This window comes from Pseudarthrobacter sp. 05T312 (genome assembly GCF_056396685.1).
Map to the genome: position 1 here is coordinate 71,298 of NZ_JBFTLY010000019.1, position 19,232 is coordinate 90,529.

Below are 19,232 nucleotides of genomic sequence, written 5' to 3' on the forward strand. Positions count from 1 at the left end.
CCAGCCTGTTTTTAGAAAGGAAACCAGAACATGAGCACCGAGAACCGCCAAGGGCCCCTGGCCGGGCACACCGTCGTCGACCTCAGCCGGGCACTGGCCGGACCGCACGCCGGCATGATGCTGGCGGACCTCGGTGCCCGCGTCATCAAGGTGGAGAACCCCGGCACGGGGGACGACACCCGGGGCTGGGGCCCGCCCTTTGTGGGACCCGAAGACGACCTGCAGTCCACCTACTTCATGTCCTGCAACCGCAACAAGGAATCCATCAGTTTGGACCTGAAAAGCGGTGACGGCCAGGCGGTGCTGCGCGGACTGCTGGAGCGGGCCGATGTGGTGATCGAGAACTTCCGGCCCGGCGTCATGGACCGGCTGGGTTTCTCGACGGCCGCGATGCATGATCTCAACCCGCGCCTGGTGATCCTGTCCATCACGGGCTTTGGCCACGATGGCCCCGAATCCCAGCGCAGCGGCTACGACCAGATCCTGCAGGGCGAAGCAGGCCTCATGTCCCTCACCGGCTCAGGCCCTGATGATCCGCAGCGCGTGGGCGTTCCCATCGCCGACCTGCTCTCCGGCATGAACGGGGCGTTCGGCGTCCTGGCGGCCCTGGTGGAGCGGAACCGGACCGGCCAGGGCCAGGTGGTGCGCACGTCGCTGCTCGCCTCCCTGATTGGGGTCCACGCCTTCCAGGGTACCCGGACCACCGTTGCCGGCGAAGTTCCGCAGGCCCAGGGAAACCACCACCCGTCCATCGCCCCCTACGGCCTGTTCAACTGCAAGGACGGCAGCGTCCAGATCAGCGTCGGCAGTGAGAAGCTGTGGCAGTCCTTCGCGGCAGCCTTCGGCCTGGACGCGTCCGCCCCAGGTTTCGCCAGCAACGCCGAAAGGGTGCGGAACCGTGGCGACGTGATTGCCGCCGTCGAACGCGCCTTCTCGGCGTACGGGGCTGCGGAACTGCTGCAGAAACTGAACGACGCCGGGATCCCGGCCGGCAAGGTCCGCTCACTGGATGAGGTGTACGCCTGGGAGCAGGTGGCGTCCCAGGGCCTGGTGGTGGACGTGGACCATCCCCTGCTGGGAAAGGTGAGCCTGCCGGGGCCGCCGCTGCGGTTCTTCGCACCCGGCGACGCCGCGGAAACCACCCCGACACAGCACGACGCGCCGCCGCTGCTTAATGAGGACGGCGCCGCCATCCGGGAATGGCTGGGCCTGGCCCCCGCGGCTCCGGGTGCCAAGTAGCGTGGCGACGGCAGAGAAGATGCGGCACCTGAACGCCACCGAGTTGCTGGAAGCCGTGGTGGACCCCGGTTCCTTCGTTTCCTGGGACACGGAACCGGAGCAGCCCGGGCTGTCCGAAGAGTATGCCCGGGACCTGGCCAAGGCGCGGGAGCGCAGCGGCGCCGACGAATCAGTGATCACCGGAGCCGGGCTGATCCGCGGCCGCAGGGTCGCACTCATCGTCAGCGAATTTTCCTTCCTCGCCGGATCGATCGGCCACGCGGCGGCGCAAAGGATTGTTGCCGCCATCGAACGCGCCACGGCGGAGGGCCTGCCGCTGCTGGCCGGCCCTGCCTCCGGCGGCACCCGGATGCAGGAGGGGACGCTCGCGTTCCTCTCCATGGTGAAAATCACCGGGGCAGTCCGGGCCCACCGCCAGGCCGGGCTTCCCTACCTGGTCTACCTGCGCCACCCCACCACCGGCGGCGTCATGGCCTCCTGGGGATCTCTGGGGCATATTAACGTGGCCGAACCCGGGGCGCTGCTGGGATTTCTAGGCCCGCGCGTGTACCAGGCCCTGTATGGCGAAGCGTTCCCGGAGAATGTCCAGGTTGCGGAAAACCTCTTCAACAAGGGGCTGATCGACGGTGTGGTGGAGCCCGGCGATCTCGCCGATCTGGTGGGCCGGGCCCTGGATATCCTCGCTCCGGCGGACCCGCTGCCGGCGCGTCCCGCGGCGCCTGACACTGTGAACGTCCGGCCATCGTCCGTGGACGCCTGGACGTCAATTGAGCTCTCCCGGCGGCCGCGGCGCCCCGACCTGCGCCAGCTGCTGAAGTTCGGCGCCACGGACGCGCTGCCCCTCAACGGAACCGGGCAGGGGGAGAAGGATCCCGGGTTGCTGCTGGCACTGGCACGCTTCGGCACCCAGTCCTGCATCGTGCTGGGGCACGCGCGCCCGCTGCGGAAAGACGCCGCCGGCATGGGTCCCGGGTCATTGCGGGAAGCGCGGCGGGGGATGAAGCTGGCAGAAGAACTGCGGCTGCCCCTGCTGACCGTCATCGACACCGCCGGTGCCGCCCTTTCGCAGGAAGCGGAGGAAGGCGGGCTTGCCGGCGAGATTGCGCGCTCGCTGCACGAACTGATTGGACTGGGTTCACCGTCGGTTTCCGTGCTGCTTGGCCAGGGGGCCGGGGGAGGGGCGCTGGCGCTGCTGCCGGCGGACAGGACCATCGCCGCACAGCACAGCTGGCTATCGCCGCTGCCGCCGGAAGGGGCCAGTGCCATCGTCCACCGGACCACCGAATTTGCGCCCGCCATGGCCCAGGCGCAGGGTGTGAACGTCGCCGCGCTGTACGCGAACGGGCTGGTGGACCATATCGTTGATGAGCGCGGGGATGCTTCCCTGGAGCCGCGCGACTTCTGCGTCCGGATGGCACAGGCGATTGAGTATGAGCTGGGCACTGTGGCCTCCACTCCGGTACCTGATCTCGTGGCCGCACGGGCCCGCAAGTTCGCTACCCTGGGAGCCCGCTGACAGGTCCCGCCTGGCCGGGGCGCACCGCGGCACGGGCGCGGTACGGGGTGGGGCAACAGCGCTCGACGGCGGTTTGGGCCGCGCGCCGTTCCTTACCGGCGGTCGGGGGTGTAGAGGGCCACGATGACGCCGGTGGCAGTAGGTTCTGCTTCCACCAGCCGCAGCGCAGTGCGGCTGCCGCCGGCGAAAAGTTGGTGGCCCGTGCCCAGGACGACGGGATGGATCATGAGCAGGTACTCGTCGATCTGGCCGGCGGCCATGAGGGAGCGGATCAGCTCCCCGCTGCCCATGACCACCAGGTTTGAGCTGGTGCCTGCCCGCAGTTCCTGCACGGCGGCGGCAACGTCACCGTGCAGGAGGGTCGAATGGGGCCACTCGAGCTGGGTTTCCGGATTCCTCGACGCGACGTACTTGGGCGTATTGAGGAGGGCGTCCTTGAAGGGGCCGCCCTGCCGGTTCCAGGACTCCAGCAACTGCCGGTAACTGCGGTGTCCGAACAGGAAGGCGTGGTCGGGGCCCATCCGTTCGCCCATCTTGTGGACGGTGGCCTGGTCTGCGTAGGGAACGGCCCAACCGCCGCGGCTGAAGCCGCCGCGGGTATCCTCGTCCGGCCGGCCGGGTCCCTGCATCACGCCGTCGAGCGTCACGTGGTTGGCCACCACAACCTTGCCCATTAATGCCAGCCTCTCCCGCGCCGGCCTGGCAGCCGCGGTTACCTGCGCTGCCGGACCCGTGCCCGGTGGGCGTTGGAGCGAAGCTGCAGAATCCGCGCGCCGCCGGCGACGGCTACGAGCACTCCGCCCGTCACGGCGGCGATGAACAGTGCCATGCCCAGCGGGACAGAGCCCTCGAAGCCCAGGAATTTCACCGAGGCCTGTTCTTGGTTCTGCAGGATGAAAACTATCAGCAGGATCAGGAGCACCAAGGCAGCCACTACCGCTGCCCAGATGACGCCGGCGCGAGTGACTTTTCGCTCCTGGGCGCCGCCCGGGGCTGTCGGGGGCGAGGTTCCTGCGGCCGGCGTTCCGGGCTCCCGCGTTGGGTAGGACGGGGCACCACCGTGGGTTGCGGCGCCGTCCCCTGACGGCTGGGCCGGGCTTGATGGCGGCGTGGTGACGTCGCGTTCCGGCAGGCGGTCCGGTCCTGGCGTGTACTGTCCTGCGCTCATGCTCGTTTCCTTTCGCAGAATAATAAGCATGCTTATTGTGCAACCATAGACGTCGGGGTCGCGATAGTACAACGCGTGTAACGGGGTGCGCGGCCAAGGCTTGCAGCCAGAGCCGGTGCCGGGGTGTTTTGCCGGCGGAGGGGCACCCGTCCGGGAACCCCTCCTTCTACTCCAGCCCGGTCATTACTGCCGGGGCGTTAGACCCTCTCCTTGTTCCGCTCGGCGGAGGGCGTGTGCGGCGCAGGCGTCCTGCGCCAGTTGGGGAAGGCCCAGAACGTGAATTCCTGTTCCTTGGCCGGCTTCCCGGGCGTTTCCGCGGGGGTTTCCGGTTTCGCCTCGGCTTCGGGCCGGCGCGTCGGTTCTTTCCTGGCGCCCCATCCGAAGTCCTTGTTCGATGCGTAGCACATACAGACCTCCTTGGTGACTGTCCTTTAATCGTCCTCCTGAATGGCGCGGCAGTCGATACGCAGGGAAAGTCAACATGGGCCCCATGGCCCCGGTCTACAGCCCGCAGGGCAGGCCATGCGGGGGTGTCAGCCGCCGTTTACGATGTCCTGTGCCTCCTGCGGACGGTGGAACTCGCAGGGCCCCTGGTGCCGGAGGGGCAGAAGGCAGGTCCGGCCCGTCGGCAGGTGGACCAGAGCGCAGCGGCCGGCCATGGCGAGGTCCTCCCGGACGTTGGTGTTGCTCAGGTCGGGCCGGCCATCGGGGGGCGCTGTGTAAGTTTCGGAGTCGGTTGCGCTGTGTTCAGCATTCATGCGGGACAACTCCTCGTGGAGCTTTGGTAGGTGGAGGAAACGGAATGGCGCTTTACCAGTCTGGGTAGCCCAGGTTACAGCTGGGTTAAGCCGCCGTTAGGTTAAGGTCAACAGCAAAGTGCCCTGCCTCAGTACCCCACCTGGCGGGCCACCTGGAGGAGAAGGGCCTCGGAACCCATGGGGCCCACCAGCTGGATTCCCATCGGAAGTCCGCTCCCGTGGGCGCCACCGGTCCAATGCACGGGGATGGTGATGGCCGGCAGCCCGCACACATTCACCATCGAGGACCAGGGTGCGTATTCGCACTGCTTGCGGTAGTCGCCGTCGGCGTCCCCGGGCCAATGTGCCGACGGCCAGCGGTCGCTGCCGTGCGCGGTGCCGGTGAACCAGCCCACCGGCCGGGGCGTCTGCGCCAGCGCGGGCATCAACATCAGGTCCCACTGCAGGTACTGCGCCTCGGTGTCGTGCTGGAACTGCCGCAGGAACGCCAGCGCCTCGGCAAGTTTGGCGGGGCTGCGCTGCTGCGCGCGCCGGCGGAAGGTTCGGGTCAGGGGCGCCAGCAGCGCTTCCCGGAATGGGCTGATCCGGGCGGCGCCCACTCCGGCGGTCCAGGCTGTGGTGAAGGCGTCCGGGTACCGGTTGTCGTAGCGGACGCCCGCGTCACCAAGCGTATGGCCGGCATGTTCCAGGAGGGATTCGCCGGCCCGGAGCGCGTCCAGGGCTTCCGGGTCGGGCGTGAACGGAAAGGTGCCGGACCAGGGACTGTCCAGCGTGATGCCGATCCTTAGCCGCGGCGGCTCCTGCCGGACTGCCTCGAGGTATTGGTTCCCCGGGGCCAGGACGTCCATCATCAGTGCGGCATCCTCTGCGCTCCGGGCCAGGGGTCCCGGTGTCACCAACCGTGCAGGGTCACCGGCGCTTTCCCCCGCCGCCACCAGGCCCCGGCCCGGCTTGAGCCCCACCAGCCCGCACGCGGCGGCCGGGATGCGGACCGATCCGCCGCCGTCGGTCCCGGGACCGAAGGGCAGCAGCCCTGCCGCCACGGCGGCTGCGCTGCCGCCGGACGAACCGCCCGAGCTCCGGCCGGGTGCGTACGGATTGCGCGACGGCGGTGCGATGCGGTTTTCGCTGTAGGCCGTCAGTCCGAATTCGGGCACCTGGGTCTTGCCCAGCGAAACCACGCCGGCGTCCTTGAAAAGGGACACCAGGGGAGCGTCGGCGGGGGCTGGTTTGTGGTCCAGGGCGGCGCTGCCGTGCGTGGTCACTACCCCCGCCACGTCCGTGAGGTCCTTGAAGGCAAGCGGCATGCCGTGCAGCAGCGACAGGTCACCGGCGTCGGAATGAAGGCGGCAGGTGTCCGCCGCCGCGGCCTGCTCCAGGGCTTGGTCCGCCGTCACGGTGATGAAGGCACCCAGCAGTGGGTTTTCCCGTCCAATCCGTTCCAGGAAGTGGGTGGTGGCCTCGGCGGCGGACACGGCTCCACTGTGCAGGAGGTCCCGCAGCGCCAGCGCTGAAAGTTCGTGGAGTTCAGGCACGGCGGCCTGCCGGCTGGGGCCCGGCGTTCGCGCGGGCACCACCGGGTGGTGCGGGAAGGGCGGTCAACTGCTGGGACATGGAAACCTCCTGGGCCTTGACCAGCCTAACCCGCCCTATTTCTGGATGTGTTCCGGGTGCAGGGAGCCGGAAGGGCTAGGCTTAAACCTGACTTTGATCCACCAGATCCGCCAAGACAGGACTCCGATGAGCGATTTCGATACCGTCCCCGTCCATGACGTCCCCGCCGACGCCGTGATCCTGGACGTCCGGGAGGACTACGAGTGGGTTGCCGGCCACGCCGAGGGTGCAGTCCACATTCCCATGGACCAGATCCCGGCCCGGCTGGGTGAACTCGACCCGGACGAGGACGTCTACGTCATTTGCCGCACGGGTGGCCGCTCCTTCCGCGTGGCCCAGTGGCTCACCGGCCAGGGGTATACCGCAATCAACGTTTCCGGCGGCATGGACCAGTGGCTGGAATCCGGTAAGCCCCTGGTCTCGGACAACGGACTCAAGCCCTTGGTGCTTTAGTGCCCTATACCTATACCTTCCTCGGCCCGGAAGGCACCTTCACCGAGGCTGCCCTGTTGCAGGTTCCCGGCGCCCGCGAGGCGGTCCGGATGCCGGCTTCGAACGTCAATGCCGCCCTGGACAAAGTACGCGGGGGAACCGCTGACGCTGCCATGGTCCCCATCGAAAACTCGGTGGAGGGAGGCGTGACTGCCACTCTGGATGCCATTGCCACCGGCCCGGAACTGCGGATCATCCGCGAGGTCCTGGTTCCCATCAGCTTCGTCCTGGCTGCCCGCCCCGGCGTACGGCTGGAGGACGTTCGCCGTGTCTCCACGCACGGCCACGCGTGGGCGCAGTGCCGGTTGTGGATGGACAGGAACATACCTGGTGCGGAATACGTCCCCGGATCGTCGACGGCCGCTGCTGCCCTGGGGCTGCTGGATGCGGACTGCCCGTACGATGCGGCCATCTGCGCGCCGCTCGTGGCCAGGGAGCATGGAGGGTTGTCTGTCCTGGCGGAAGACATTGGCGACAACCCCGGCGCAGTGACGCGCTTCATCCTGGTCAGCCGGCCGGCTCCGCTGCCGGAATGCACCGGAGCGGACAAGACCACCGTTGTGGTTCCGCTGCCGGAGGACCGGCCCGGCGCCCTGATGGAGATCCTTGACCAGTTCGCCAGCCGCGGCGTCAACCTCAGCAGGATCGAATCACGGCCCACCGGACAGTATCTGGGCCACTACTTCTTCAGCATCGACGCCGACGGCCATGCCCGCGAGGCCAGGGTGGCCGATGCACTGGCGGGGCTGCACCGCATCAGTCCCGGCACCCGCTTCCTGGGCTCCTACGCCAGGGCCGACCGGCACGCCACGCCGGTTCCGGCCCACACCTCCGACGCGGCCTTCGCCGCCGCCCGCACATGGGTGGAATCCGTCCTCGCCGAGGAATCCGCCGCAGGTGAAAGCGGTTCCGGGGCTTCGCCCAAAGCGTAGGCAAATGCCCATGGAAATACTTCCGCGGACTGTGGACTGTGCGTATGCTTGCTTGATCCACACGGGGTATGGCCCCTGACGAAGGGAGCGGGTCATGACCAGCAGCACTGACAATGACGGCCAGGGGATGATCGTCAACCCCAAGCCGACCGGAGACAACCAGGACTGGGACGGGGACGACGCTGACCGCGCTGACCGCCTGCGCTTCGAAGAGGAGCAGGCCATGATCCGCGAGCAATCCGAAGCCCACGCTGCTGCCAAACAAGCTCACGCGGACGCGAAAGCTGCTGCTGAGACAGGGAAAAAGTCCGGATCCTGATGCCCGTTAGCGCGCCACGCGCGTGCTGCCGTGCACCGGGCCGCCGCCCTGCTCCAGCCCCCTGACCCTGACCAGGAGTGACCGGGGCTCCACCCCGACCGTAAGCTGAGTGGCTTCCCCCGCGGTGTCGCCATCGAGCTGCGTGGGCATCGGTTCGGGGCACTTAATGACCACCTTGACTGACCGGTACACGGTCATGATGGGCAACTTTCCACTGTGCTTGAACATGATCTTCACGTACATCAGCAGCCACCCCAGGGCGCTGCGGGGGCTCATCACAACGACGTCCAGCTTCCCGTCGTCGATCATGGCCTGTGGGATGAAGTCAATGCCGCCGGGGACCAGGCCGCAGTTGGCGAACAGCACGCTGCGGATGTTCCTTACCTGCTCCGGGCTGTCATCCAGGGCGATCGAGACCTTCTTCCGCCGGCCCGGCAGGTGGCGCACCCCCGCCTCCGTGTAGGCCAGCCAGCCCACGGCTTTCTTCAGGCCGGCGTTGGTATCGGCCAGGACTTCGGCGTCCATGCCGATACCGGCGATCACCAGGAAGACGTGCTCCGAATAGTGGCCTGTGCGGGAGTTCTCGATGGCCATACGGGCAGTGTCAATGTACCGCTGCCGCCCGAAAAGCGCGGTCTGGACATTGGCGTGGAGATCGTTCACGTCCAGGTCCACGTTCCGGGCCAGGAGATTTCCTGTGCCCAGCGGAATCAGGCCCATGGCAACGCCGGTGTTCGCGAGGGCCTCAGCCACCACGCGGACGGTGCCGTCGCCGCCGCCCACCAGGACGACGTCGGGCTTTCCCGCCAACGCGGCCTGCATCTGCGAAAATCCGGGATCCTCCGCCGTCGTCTCAAAAAAGACGGGCTCCTCCCACCCCGCCGCCAGGCATGCCCTGTGGATCATTCCCCTGGCTTCGTCGGCCCGCGCCTTGATGGGGTTCAGGACCACCGCAACCCGCTGCCGCGCCAGTCCTGAGTCGTAGGCTTCCCCGGCCACCGCGCTGCGCACATGCAGCGCCTTGAGGCGGCGCACCCCCCACCAGCTGGAGGTGGCGAAGGCAAGCGCCACCGCAATCAGCAGGTAGAGAATCCAGTCGCTCATGGTGCTTCAACAGTAGCCCGGCGCAAGGCGGGCCGCGGCACGTAGCCGCGCGCCCGCCGTCGTGCAGTGAATTGGATACCCTTGTCTGGTGATCGACGTAAAAGACCTCAGCGAAAACCCGGACAAGTTCCGTGCCAGCCAGCGCGCCCGCGGCGCGGACGAATCAGTGGTGGACGCGATCATCTCCGCGGATTCCGCCCGCCGTGCCGCCCTGCTCCGCTTCGAGAACCTCCGCGCGGAGCAGAACGTGTTCGGCAAGAAGGTGGCGAAGGCCAAGGGCGAGGAGAAGCAGGCCCTGCTGGCCGAGGTCAAGGAACTGGCCAATTCGGTCAAGGCCGCTTCCGCGGAGGCCGACGCCGCCCAGACCAAGCAGGAAGAACTGCTGCGCACCATCCCCAACCTGGTGGAGGACGGCGTTCCCGAAGGCGGCGAGGACGACTACGTGGTGGTCAAGACCGTTGGCACCCCGCGCGAATTCCCCGACTTCGAGCCGAAGGACCACCTGGAGATCGGCGAGCTGATCGGCGCCATCGACATGGAACGCGGCGCCAAGGTCTCCGGCGCGCGCTTCTACTTCCTGCGCGGCGTGGGTGCCCGGCTGGAGATGGCACTGCTGCAGATGGCCATGGACCAGGCCATCCAGGCCGGCTTCGTCCCCATGATCACCCCCACCCTGGTGCGCCCCGAGACGATGCAGGGCACCGGCTTCGATGTAAAGCACGACGCCGAGATCTACCGTCTTGCCGAAGACGACCTTTACCTGGTGGGCACCTCTGAGGTGGCACTGGCCGGGTACCACGCTGACGAGATCCTGGACTTCTCCGCCGGTCCCATCCGCTACGCGGGCCAGAGCTCCTGCTACCGCCGCGAGGCCGGATCCCACGGCAAGGACACCCGCGGCATCATCCGCGTGCACCAGTTCAACAAGGTGGAGATGTTCATCTACACCACCGTTGAAGAGGCCGCCGCCGAACACCAGCGCCTCCTTGCCTGGGAAGAGGAAATGCTGGCCAAGTGCGAGCTTCCCTACCGGGTGATCGACACCGCCGCCGGCGACCTCGGGACCTCCGCGGCCCGCAAGTATGACTGCGAAGCCTGGGTCCCCACGCAGAACGCCTACCGCGAGCTGACCTCCACCTCCAACTGCACCACGTTCCAGGCCCGGCGCCTGAACATCCGCGAGCGGGTGGTGAATTCGGAGGGCGCAGCCAAGGGCACCCGTGCCGTGGCCACCCTGAACGGCACCCTGGCCACCACCCGCTGGATCGTGGCGCTGCTGGAGCACCACCAGAACGCGGACGGCTCCGTGAACGTGCCGAAGGCCCTGCAGAAGTACCTGGGCGGCCTCGAGGTCCTCCCGGTCCTCTAGGGGTTCTTGCCCTCTGGTGCACCCGCACCTGGACAACGCACCCTCAAACGGACATTGCACCCCCTAGCGCGGGGGTGCACTTTCCGTTAGCGGGTGCTGGACGGTTTGGTGCGGATATTCGGCAGGCCCGCCTGGCGGAGGCACGCCGTAAGGCGGGAAGGGTCGGAGGCCGTGGCCCAGTCCCACCTGACAACCCGGAAACCCGCCGCCCGGAGCCTGTCCTCGCGTTTCTTCTCCGCCAACACCGCTTGCCGCGCCGTCCGGGTGCCCAGGTAGTCGTCGCTCAGGTACTTCGAGTCGCCGTCGAACTCGCCGATCAACCGGTACCGCGGCCAGTAGAAATCAGTCCGGGCGAGCAGCAAACCTCCCTGCCGGAACTTTGCCTGGAGCATGGGGGCCGGGAAGCCGAGAAGATGCATCTGTGCGCGGCTGAGGGATTCCCCGGCTGACTCTGAATGGGGCGAGGCGAAGCTAAGCACCTGTGCCACCCAGTTTCGGCGCGCGGCCGACGGAAGCTCGAAAGCCGCCTGCAACAGTTCGTCCTCGCTGACCGGAGGTCCGGAATGGCGGCGGGTGCCGATTACGTGGTCCGCCAGGACGACTCCTGCCGCGAAGCTTTCCCTAGCCAGGACACTTATGACGGTATCGGGCAGCGGAGTGACCAGCAGACCACCGCGCCGGACTGACGCGGCATCCCCGCGATGCCTGTGGATGCCGTAAGCGGTGAGGTGGGTAATTCCGGTTCGCCCGGATCTGTCGGGGGCCGCGGAGGTTGTTGGCTGGCTGCGGCCGGTGTGGCCCCTGGATGCCCCGGACAAGTGAACATATCCGGGCACAGCAAGGAGTTCCAAGTCCCACAGGACGGCGGCCGTATTCAGGCAGAACGTGGATTGTGGCAGTTCCAGGTGCACGGCCCGGACCGTTTGGAGGTACCTTTCCCAAGGAGCCAGCGACACCCATTCATCCTTCGCGGCGTAAACACCCTTGCGAACACGGACAAGTTCACCCTTCGCATAGCGCCTGCTGAGTGACCGGGTGTCCCCGGTGGTGCGGCGCAGGTCCAGGGCGGAAATCAGCTGCATGCTATTCATCGTCGCTGGAGCGTGATTGGTGGCTGAAGGGCCCGGCGGGTGCATGTGGATAACCGGCGTCGGGAGTTCGCACCGCGAGGCGGACGGTACACCCGCGTGTGCGGAGGTGCAGTGTCCGTTGGCCGGTGCACCGTGAGCCGGTGCACCGTGAGTGTGGAAATCCGCCGTGTTAACCAACAGTTCAATAAACCTGTGGTCCGCGTCCTAGCGCGTGTCAGTTGCGTCTGCTTCACTGTGTGAATGACAACGCTGACTGAAACCTCAGTCGCCGGCAACGATGACCGGCGAGACAACAATCGAGAGCACAACCCCAACAGCATCGGCTTCGCTGCGGTGGACCAGAAGTTCATGGTCGCCCTGGACGTGGACGGCACGCTGGTAAACCACGACGGCCACATGTCCCCTGGCGTACGGGAAGCGGCGCAGGCCGTGGTGGCCGCCGGGCACGAGGTGATGATCGCCACCGGCCGGTCACTGAACGCCACGCTTCCCATCATCGAAAAGATCGGGATCGAGCGCGGGTACGCCGTGTGCTGCAACGGCGGGGTGACCCTTCGGCTGCACCCCGAACTGGAAAACGGCTACGAGGTGATCCACAAGGCCACGTTTGATCCGGGACCTGCCTTGCGTGCCCTGCGCAAACGGCTTCCCTCCGCAAAGTATGCGCTTGAGGACGCCGACGGCAGGTTCCTCTCCACCGAGCGGTTCCAGGATGCCAGCTTCGGGGTTGAGGCGGTGGGCGTTGACTTCCAGACCATGCTGGAGGCTACCGCCGTCCGCGTGGTGGTGTTCAGCACCGAGAACACGCCCGAAGAGTTCAACGAGGCCATCAACCACGTAGGCCTCGCGGGGGTGACCTACTCGGTGGGCTGGACGGCCTGGCTGGACATCGCCGCAGCGGGAGTCACCAAGGCCAGCGCCCTGGAAAACCTCCGGCTCCGGCTTGGCTTTGAAGAGCACCTGACGGTTGCGGTGGGTGACGGCCGGAACGACATCGAAATGCTCACGTGGGCCGGCCGCGGCGTTGCCATGGGGCAGGCCCCGGCGGAAGTGGTCGCTGCGGCGGACGAAGTCACCCACTCAGTGCACGACGACGGTGCCGCCCACGTGCTGCGCAGCCTCCTCTAAGGCGCTGAAGGCACTGTCCGCTGCCGCGATTCCGGTGCGGGCCTGGAGCCAAGGCAGAATAGAGGCATGACCCTTACGACGTTCGCCCTCGTCCGCCATGGCCAGACCGACTGGAATGCCGAGCGCCGGCTGCAGGGGGCGACCGACATCCCCCTGAACGACGTCGGACGCGGCCAGGCGCGGGACGCCGTCGCCATCCTTGCTCCATACGAATGGGACGCCATCGTCTCCTCGCCGCTGAGCCGCGCCGCCGAGACCGCGGACCTGATCGCAGAAGGGCTCGGGCTGACGGTTTCCCGGCGCGTCCCTGAGCTCACCGAACGCAGCTTCGGGCCGGCCGAGGGAATGCAGGCCGGTCCCGAACTGGAGGCGCTGCGCGTACCCGGCGGGTTCAAGGGCGCCGAGAGCGAAGATGAAGCCGCGGACCGCGGCCTCGCAGCCCTGGAAGCGCTGGCGGAGGAGTACCGCGGCCAGCGCGTCCTGGTGGTCACCCACGGCACCTTGCTGCGCGTCAGCCTCAGCCGCGCCATCGGCCAGACCCTGGCCAGCGTGGACAACGCGGCCCTCAATCTGGCCCACCACCACGCGGTGGACGGCTGGAAGCTGGAGTACTTCAACGGCGAGCCGGTCCTGGCCGCCACGGCCAGCTAAGGCCCGGAAGAGCCCTGGCAGTCATTACGACGGCGGGACGCGGCCCAGGCGGTCAACCCGCCGGCAGTCAGTCCACCGCGAGGACCAGCGCAAGTAACCGGGCAGCTGCGGGCCGGGCGGCATGTTCTTCGTTCCACTGCGCCCGCGCGACGGCTTTGCTGACCGCCTGGGTGGTGATCCCGAGTTCCTGCGCCACGGCCTTCTGCTGGCCGCGGACTCCCGGGGTCAGCAGGTCCAGCACGCGCCATTCCGCGCCGGACCGCTCCCGCACGATATGGCCCAGCAGCCGCAGGATCGCTTCGGCGTCGTGGGCAACATCCGCCAGCGGACCCTCCACGGCAACCGGTACCCGTTCCTTGCTGCTGCGGAGCCGGTCCACCGCTTGGCGGGCATAGACCAGCCCGTGGCCGGAGGCGTCCTTGATCTGGTTGGGCAACGGCTCGTTCACCGGCCCTGCGCCGATCCCCACGAACCAGTGCCCGCTCCGCAGGGCGATCAGTGCGGCCTCCACGGCCTGGTGCGGGCAGTCGACAATGCCCTGGACCTCGTCCTCCACTGACCGGTCGAAATCCAGGCGCGCGGGGATATGCCGCAGCGCCTTGAGCAGCTGCGGCACCTGGTCGCCGTCGCGCCGGCTGTCCGTCTGGTTGATGGTGAGGGTGAACATTCTGGGTCCACACTACCCGGAAGTAGTAATTGCGAAACCGGTGGTTTTGCCCGGACCGCCTGCCCGGTACCGGCCGTCCCGGTTCCGGGCCCCGCCCGGCTGCGGGTCCGCATCGCGTTGACGCGGACCCCCAACGGTGGACCTGCAAACGGACCTGCAGGTTAACGCGGCTTGATCAGCCGTCCTGTACTGCTGCGGCGCCGGCGGCCGGGAAACGGTCCCAGGCGCGGTGCGCGGCGACGAGCCCGGAAACCGTGGCGGTCACCGAAGCCGCATCGCTGCCGGCCACGACACCTGCCGCCCCTTCCTGGATGCCGGCCGCTTCCAGGACGGCCGAGCCGGAGCCCCAGGCGGCGATGGCCTTGGCATGGCGGTAGGCCTCGGACAGCATTAGAGCCACCCGCGGATCCAGTCCGTCAGCCGGCTCTCCCGCCTTAGCATCACGCCCCGCGGACGCATCGGGCGCGGGCTGCTTGCCCCCGGACACGATGAGGGCGTCAAACTCGGTGGACCGTGCCGTGAGGAAGGTCCGCTGCACCGTCACCGACAACCCGTCGGAGGAAAGCACGCCCCCGTTGGGTGCGATGACCAGCGGGACCATGCCTTCGGCGTCGAGCGCCTTGCGGGCGGCCTCCACCTCCGCAAGGTCGCTGGAAGCGTCGGCGACGATGCCCACCACGCGCCCGGCAACCGGCCAGGTCCCACCCACCTGGGACACGGAAGGGCTGGGATCCCGGTCCGGCACCTGCTCGGTGGCCTCCGGGGCCGGCATGCCGAGGCCCGCGGCGACGGCGGCGCACAGCGCGGCGTCAATGTTGGCCAGGGCCTGGAGCTGGCGTTCGCGGACGGCGCTTTCGTAGCACTTGCCGAGCTCGAACGTGTAGGCCTGGATCACGTGGTCCTGCTCCACGGAGCTCAGGCTGCGGAAGAACAGCCGGGCCTGGCTGTAGTGGTCATCGAAGGAGGCCGGGTTACGCCGCTCCTTGATGGATTCCGCCACCGCCTCGGGCACGTCCACGAACGCTCCCATGTCCTGTCCCGCCAGGAACGGGCAGCCGCCGTCCAGCGAATTGGGCCGGTACGGCGCGGCACCGCCATGGACCGCCGTCTGGCGCATGCCGTCACGCAGCATGTCGTTGACGGGGGCGTGCGGCCGGTTGATCGGGATCTGCGCGAAATTGGGCCCGCCCAGCCGCGAGATCTGGGTGTCCAGGTAGGAAAACAGGCGGACCTGCAGCAGCGGGTCATTGGTGACGTCGATGCCCGGCACCAGATGCCCCGGATGGAAGGCCACCTGCTCGGTCTCGGCGAAGTAGTTCGTCGGGTTCGCGTTGAGGGTCATGAGGCCGATGGGCTGGACCGGCGCGAGTTCCTCGGGAACGAACTTCGTGGGGTCCAGGAGGTCGATGCCTTCGAACATCTGGTCTTCTGCGTCCGGGAAGGTCTGGATTCCCAGTTCCCACTCCGGGTAGGCGCCGGCCTCGATGGCGTCCGCCAGGTCCCGCCGGTGGAAGTCCGGGTCCATGCCGTTGATGATCTGGGCTTCCTCCCAGACCAGCGAGTGCACGCCTTGCTTGGGCTTCCAGTGGAACTTGACCAGGGTGGTGTCGCCGGCCGCGTTGATGAGCCTGAACGTGTGGACGCCGAAGCCCTCCATGGTCCGGTAGGAGCGGGGGATGCCGCGGTCCGACATGTTCCACAGGGTGTGGGCCTGCGCCTCGGTGTGGAGCGACACGAAGTCCCAGAAGGTGTCGTGCGCGCTCTGGGCCTGGGGAATCTCGCGGTCCGGGTGCGGCTTGGCCGCGTGCACCACGTCCGGGAACTTGATGCCGTCCTGGATGAAGAACACCGGAATGTTGTTGCCCACCAGGTCGTAGGTGCCCTCGTCGGTGTAGAACTTGGTGGAGAACCCGCGGGTGTCCCTGACGGCGTCGGCTGACCCACGGGAGCCAAGCACCGTGGAGAACCGAACAAACACGGGCGTTTCGACGTCCGCGGCAAGGAAACCGGCGCGCGTTACCTTCGACGCCGTGCCGTAGGACCGGAACACCCCGTGCGCGCCCGCGCCGCGTGCGTGGACAACGCGCTCCGGGATCCGTTCGTGGTCAAAGTGGGTGATCTTCTCGCGCAGGTGGTGGTCCTGCAGCAGGATGGGGCCGCGCGCACCGGCCTTCAGGGAATGGTCCGTATCCTGCAGCCGCAGGCCCTGGGCCGTGGTCAGGTACTGGCCGGACTGGGCGCGGGCGGTGGCCGGCGCGCCGGTTGGGCTGCCCGTGGGGGACACGGCCTCGGGCCCGCGCTGGTCCGGTTTGGGCGGCAACGGCTCCCGCGGGCTGGTGGGCTCCTCGAGCGCCGGCGGCTCGCTGGACGGAACCCCGGGAATTACAACGTCGTCTTCGGCTGGCATGTCTCGATCTCCCCACAATTGATGGTCCCAGCTCCCGCCTCAGCGAAAGCTAAGCTTGCTTAGTACCCTACAGGTGCCCAAGGCGCCAAAGGCAAGGTCCGGCGGCGGGGGTTGCCACCCGGCCCCTCCATCTGTTGCGATGGGGAAACAGCCGCCTGCAGCGGCACACCCGAGGTGAGGATGGTTATGGCCGGCAGCGCTGGGCACGATGGAATGCAGGACACCATGCAGCAGGACGACGTGCAGCAGGAAGGCATCGAGCAGGGGGAACTGGAGCTCGTTGACCGCTGGTGGCGTGCCGCCAACTACCTCTCGGTAGGCCAGATCTACCTCCGCTCCAACCCGTTGCTGCGCGAACCCCTGCAGGCTGAGGACACCAAATCCCGCCTGCTGGGCCACTGGGGCACCACCCCCGGACTCAACTTCGTCTACGCGCACCTGAACCGCGTCATCCGCCGCGACAACCTGGAGATGCTCTTCGTTGCCGGTCCCGGCCATGGCGGCCCCGCTGTCGTCGCCAACGCCTGGCTGGAGGGCACCTACTCGGAAATCTATGCCCACGTGGGCAACGACGAGGCCGGCCTGGCCGAATTGTTCCGGCAGTTCTCCTACCCGGGCGGCATTCCCAGTCACGCGGCTCCGGAAAGCCCCGGTTCCATCAGCGAGGGCGGTGAGCTGGGGTACTCCCTGGCCCACGCCTACGGATCTGTCTTTGACAACCCCCAGTTGGTGACCGCCGTCGTCATCGGTGACGGCGAGGCGGAGACTGGTCCGCTGGCCGCCAGCTGGCATTCGCACAACTTCCTGGACCCCGCCGCGGACGGCGCGGTGCTGCCCATCCTGCACCTGAACGGCTACAAGATCGCCAACCCCACGGTCCTGGCCCGGATGCCGCAGGACCAGCTGGAGCAGCTGCTGCGCGGCTACGGCCACGAGCCCTACTTCGTCACCGTGCAGGATCCGGACAACACGGAGCAGGCGCACCGCGACTTCGCCGCCGTGCTGGACCGGTGCCTGGCCGATATCAGGGCCATCCAGGACGCCCACCGGCAGCATCCGGACGCCGAAGAGGAGGGGGAGGGCGGGCATCGCTGGCCCATGATCGTCCTGCGTTCGCCGAAGGGCTGGACCGGGCCGCGCACCGTGGACGGCCTCCAGGTGGAAGGGACGTGGCGTGCCCACCAGGTGCCGCTGTCCGAGGTCCGCACCAACGGCGAACACCTGAAGCAGCTGGAAGAGTGGCTGGAGTCCTATCGTCCCAACGAGCTGTTCGACGCCGAGGGAAGGCTCCGGCCCGACGTCGCCAAGGGCGCACCCCCCGGCGATTTCCGCATGAGCGCAACACCGCACGCCAACGGCGGACTGCTGCGGCGCGCACTCAAACTGCCCGCGTACCAGGACCACGCCGTCGAAGTGCCCAGCCCGGGCACCGACCGCGTGAGCCCCATGATCACGCTTGGTTCCTGGATGCGGGACGTTATCGCGCAGAACATGGAGAATTTCCGGCTCTTCGGCCCCGATGAGACGGCGTCCAACCGGCTGCAGAACGTCTATGAGGTCACCGACAAGGTGTGGCAGTACCGGATTGACGACGTCGACGAACACCTTGCGCGGTCCGGCCGGGTGATGGAGGTGCTGAGCGAGCACCTGTGCCAGGGCTGGCTTGAGGGCTACCTCCTCACGGGCCGGCATGGGGTGTTCAACTGCTACGAGGCGTTCGTCCACATTGTCGACTCGATGTTCAACCAGCATGCCAAGTGGCTCAAGGTGCACCGCACACTGCAGTGGCGCCAGCCGGTTCCGTCGCTGAACTACCTGCTGTCCTCGCATGTGTGGCAGCAGGACCACAATGGGTTCTCGCACCAGGACCCGGGGTTCATCGACCATGCGGTGAACAAGAAGGCCGAGGTCATCCGGGTATACCTGCCGCCGGATGCCAATACGCTGCTGTCCGTCATGGAGCATTGCCTGGCGTCGACGGACTATGTGAACATCGTGGTCAGCGGCAAGCAGCCCTCGCCCACCTGGCTGGGCCCGGCCGATGCCGCCAACCACTGCCGCCGCGGCTTGGGGATCTGGACGTTTGCCGGCTCGGAAGTCCCCGGCGAGGAGCCCGACGTCGTTCTGGCCTGCGCGGGCGACGTCCCCACGGTGGAAACGGTGGCAGCCGCCGAACTGCTCCGCGAAGGGGCCCCCGGGCTCAAAGTGCGCGTGGTGAACGTGGTTGACCTGATGCGGCTGCAGGACGACAGCGAGCACCCGCACGGCCTGCCGGCCCATGACTTCGACGGAATCTTCACCGCCGACAAACCCGTCATCTTCGCGTACCACGGCTACCCGGCGCTGATCCACCGGCTGGCATACCGGCGCACCAACCAGCAGGGCCTGCACGTGCACGGCTACAAGGAAGAGGGGACCACCACCACCCCGTTTGACATGGCCATGCTCAATGGAATCGACCGCTTCACCCTGGCCATCGACGCGATTGACCGGGTGCCCGGGCTCGCCGGGACGCAGGCGCTCCTGCGCCAGGACCTGCAGGACCGGCGGAACCGCGCCCGGGAGCACACCCGCACCCACGGCGAGGACCCGGAGGAGATCCGCAACTGGAAGCTGGGCGGCTGACGCCCTAGGAGACTGCTGAACTAAGTGCTTTGTAGGGCTGGTCCGTGGCGTTCGCTGTCGGGCCAGCCCTTCCTTTTGTGGGTTGGGGTTTCTGGGGTTGAAGTATTTTGGGTGGTTCCGGGCTTTTGGTGCCTGTTGGCCGGGTAGGGGGT

18 protein-coding genes are annotated in these 19,232 nt (G+C 67.6%); 9 read left to right on the forward strand and 9 right to left on the reverse strand.

Going from position 1 to position 19,232, the window contains the following annotated elements:
- Nucleotides 1–30: 30 nt before the first annotated feature.
- On the forward strand, nucleotides 31–1,239 hold the full coding sequence (locus AC1DIP_RS18585) for a CaiB/BaiF CoA transferase family protein (RefSeq protein ID WP_477734638.1): 1,209 nt from the start codon (nucleotides 31–33) through the stop codon (nucleotides 1,237–1,239).
- 19 nt (nucleotides 1,240–1,258) lie between these two features.
- A complete protein-coding gene (locus AC1DIP_RS18590; RefSeq protein WP_477734651.1) occupies nucleotides 1,259–2,755 on the forward strand; it encodes a carboxyl transferase domain-containing protein in 1,497 nt (498 codons plus the stop codon).
- A gap of 92 nt (nucleotides 2,756–2,847) precedes the next feature.
- Here AC1DIP_RS18590 and AC1DIP_RS18595 read toward each other — a convergent pair whose 3' ends face one another.
- The 5 genes from AC1DIP_RS18595 to AC1DIP_RS18615 form a co-directional block, all read right to left on the reverse strand.
- On the reverse strand, nucleotides 2,848–3,429 hold the full coding sequence (locus AC1DIP_RS18595) for a dihydrofolate reductase family protein (RefSeq protein WP_477734639.1): 582 nt from the start codon (nucleotides 3,427–3,429) through the stop codon (nucleotides 2,848–2,850).
- Between the two features lie 38 nt (nucleotides 3,430–3,467).
- Nucleotides 3,468–3,923, reverse strand: a complete 456-nt coding sequence (locus AC1DIP_RS18600) for a lipopolysaccharide assembly protein LapA domain-containing protein (protein ID WP_476208490.1) — start codon at nucleotides 3,921–3,923, stop codon at nucleotides 3,468–3,470.
- Nucleotides 3,924–4,120: 197 nt separating this feature from the next.
- Nucleotides 4,121–4,330, reverse strand: a complete 210-nt coding sequence (locus AC1DIP_RS18605) for a hypothetical protein (protein WP_476208492.1) — start codon at nucleotides 4,328–4,330, stop codon at nucleotides 4,121–4,123.
- A 126-nt stretch (nucleotides 4,331–4,456) separates the two neighbouring features.
- Entirely contained in the window at nucleotides 4,457–4,681 is a 225-nt protein-coding gene (locus tag AC1DIP_RS18610; RefSeq protein ID WP_476208494.1) for a hypothetical protein, read from the reverse strand.
- Nucleotides 4,682–4,809: 128 nt separating this feature from the next.
- Nucleotides 4,810–6,216: an amidase gene (locus AC1DIP_RS18615; protein ID WP_477734640.1), complete on the reverse strand. Its 1,407-nt coding sequence runs from the start codon at nucleotides 6,214–6,216 to the stop codon at nucleotides 4,810–4,812.
- Between the two features lie 205 nt (nucleotides 6,217–6,421).
- On the opposite strand from AC1DIP_RS18615, the gene AC1DIP_RS18620 reads away from it, so the two are divergent.
- The 3 genes from AC1DIP_RS18620 (at nucleotide 6,422) to AC1DIP_RS18630 (ending at nucleotide 8,038) form a co-directional block, all read left to right on the forward strand.
- Nucleotides 6,422–6,748, forward strand: a complete 327-nt coding sequence (locus AC1DIP_RS18620) for a rhodanese-like domain-containing protein (RefSeq protein ID WP_224024197.1) — start codon at nucleotides 6,422–6,424, stop codon at nucleotides 6,746–6,748.
- Entirely contained in the window at nucleotides 6,748–7,719 is a 972-nt protein-coding gene (gene pheA / locus AC1DIP_RS18625) for a prephenate dehydratase (protein WP_477734641.1), read from the forward strand. The genes AC1DIP_RS18620 and pheA overlap by 1 nt, the downstream gene beginning before the upstream one ends.
- Nucleotides 7,720–7,813: 94 nt before the next feature.
- Nucleotides 7,814–8,038: a hypothetical protein gene (locus tag AC1DIP_RS18630; RefSeq protein WP_477734642.1), complete on the forward strand. Its 225-nt coding sequence runs from the start codon at nucleotides 7,814–7,816 to the stop codon at nucleotides 8,036–8,038.
- Nucleotides 8,039–8,044: 6 nt separating this feature from the next.
- Here the strand turns inward: AC1DIP_RS18630 and AC1DIP_RS18635 are convergent, their stop codons facing one another.
- Entirely contained in the window at nucleotides 8,045–9,142 is a 1,098-nt protein-coding gene (locus tag AC1DIP_RS18635) for a diacylglycerol/lipid kinase family protein (protein ID WP_477734643.1), read from the reverse strand.
- A gap of 88 nt (nucleotides 9,143–9,230) precedes the next feature.
- On the opposite strand from AC1DIP_RS18635, the gene serS reads away from it, so the two are divergent.
- Complete coding sequence (gene serS / locus AC1DIP_RS18640; protein ID WP_476208503.1) at nucleotides 9,231–10,511, forward strand: serine--tRNA ligase; 1,281 nt, start codon at nucleotides 9,231–9,233, stop codon at nucleotides 10,509–10,511.
- Nucleotides 10,512–10,597: 86 nt separating this feature from the next.
- Here serS and AC1DIP_RS18645 read toward each other — a convergent pair whose 3' ends face one another.
- Nucleotides 10,598–11,593 (reverse strand): hypothetical protein, encoded by a 996-nt coding sequence (locus AC1DIP_RS18645; protein WP_477734644.1) that lies wholly within the window; start codon nucleotides 11,591–11,593, stop codon nucleotides 10,598–10,600.
- A gap of 249 nt (nucleotides 11,594–11,842) precedes the next feature.
- Between AC1DIP_RS18645 and AC1DIP_RS18650 the strand changes: the two genes are divergently transcribed.
- Together AC1DIP_RS18650 and AC1DIP_RS18655 are read left to right on the forward strand one after the other, a co-directional pair.
- Nucleotides 11,843–12,730 carry an HAD family hydrolase gene (locus AC1DIP_RS18650; protein WP_477734645.1) on the forward strand — a complete coding sequence of 296 codons (888 nt, stop codon included), beginning with the start codon at nucleotides 11,843–11,845 and terminating at the stop codon, nucleotides 12,728–12,730.
- A gap of 66 nt (nucleotides 12,731–12,796) precedes the next feature.
- Nucleotides 12,797–13,381, forward strand: coding sequence for a histidine phosphatase family protein (locus AC1DIP_RS18655; protein ID WP_477734646.1), 585 nt, complete (start codon nucleotides 12,797–12,799; stop codon nucleotides 13,379–13,381).
- Nucleotides 13,382–13,448: 67 nt separating this feature from the next.
- Here the strand turns inward: AC1DIP_RS18655 and AC1DIP_RS18660 are convergent, their stop codons facing one another.
- Together AC1DIP_RS18660 and AC1DIP_RS18665 are read right to left on the reverse strand one after the other, a co-directional pair.
- Nucleotides 13,449–14,048 (reverse strand): hypothetical protein, encoded by a 600-nt coding sequence (locus tag AC1DIP_RS18660; protein WP_476208510.1) that lies wholly within the window; start codon nucleotides 14,046–14,048, stop codon nucleotides 13,449–13,451.
- A gap of 175 nt (nucleotides 14,049–14,223) precedes the next feature.
- Complete coding sequence (locus tag AC1DIP_RS18665) at nucleotides 14,224–16,455, reverse strand: catalase (protein WP_477734647.1); 2,232 nt, start codon at nucleotides 16,453–16,455, stop codon at nucleotides 14,224–14,226.
- A 186-nt stretch (nucleotides 16,456–16,641) separates the two neighbouring features.
- On the opposite strand from AC1DIP_RS18665, the gene AC1DIP_RS18670 reads away from it, so the two are divergent.
- Nucleotides 16,642–19,080 carry a phosphoketolase family protein gene (locus AC1DIP_RS18670; RefSeq protein WP_477734648.1) on the forward strand — a complete coding sequence of 813 codons (2,439 nt, stop codon included), beginning with the start codon at nucleotides 16,642–16,644 and terminating at the stop codon, nucleotides 19,078–19,080.
- The last annotated feature ends 152 nt before the right edge of the window (nucleotides 19,081–19,232 follow it).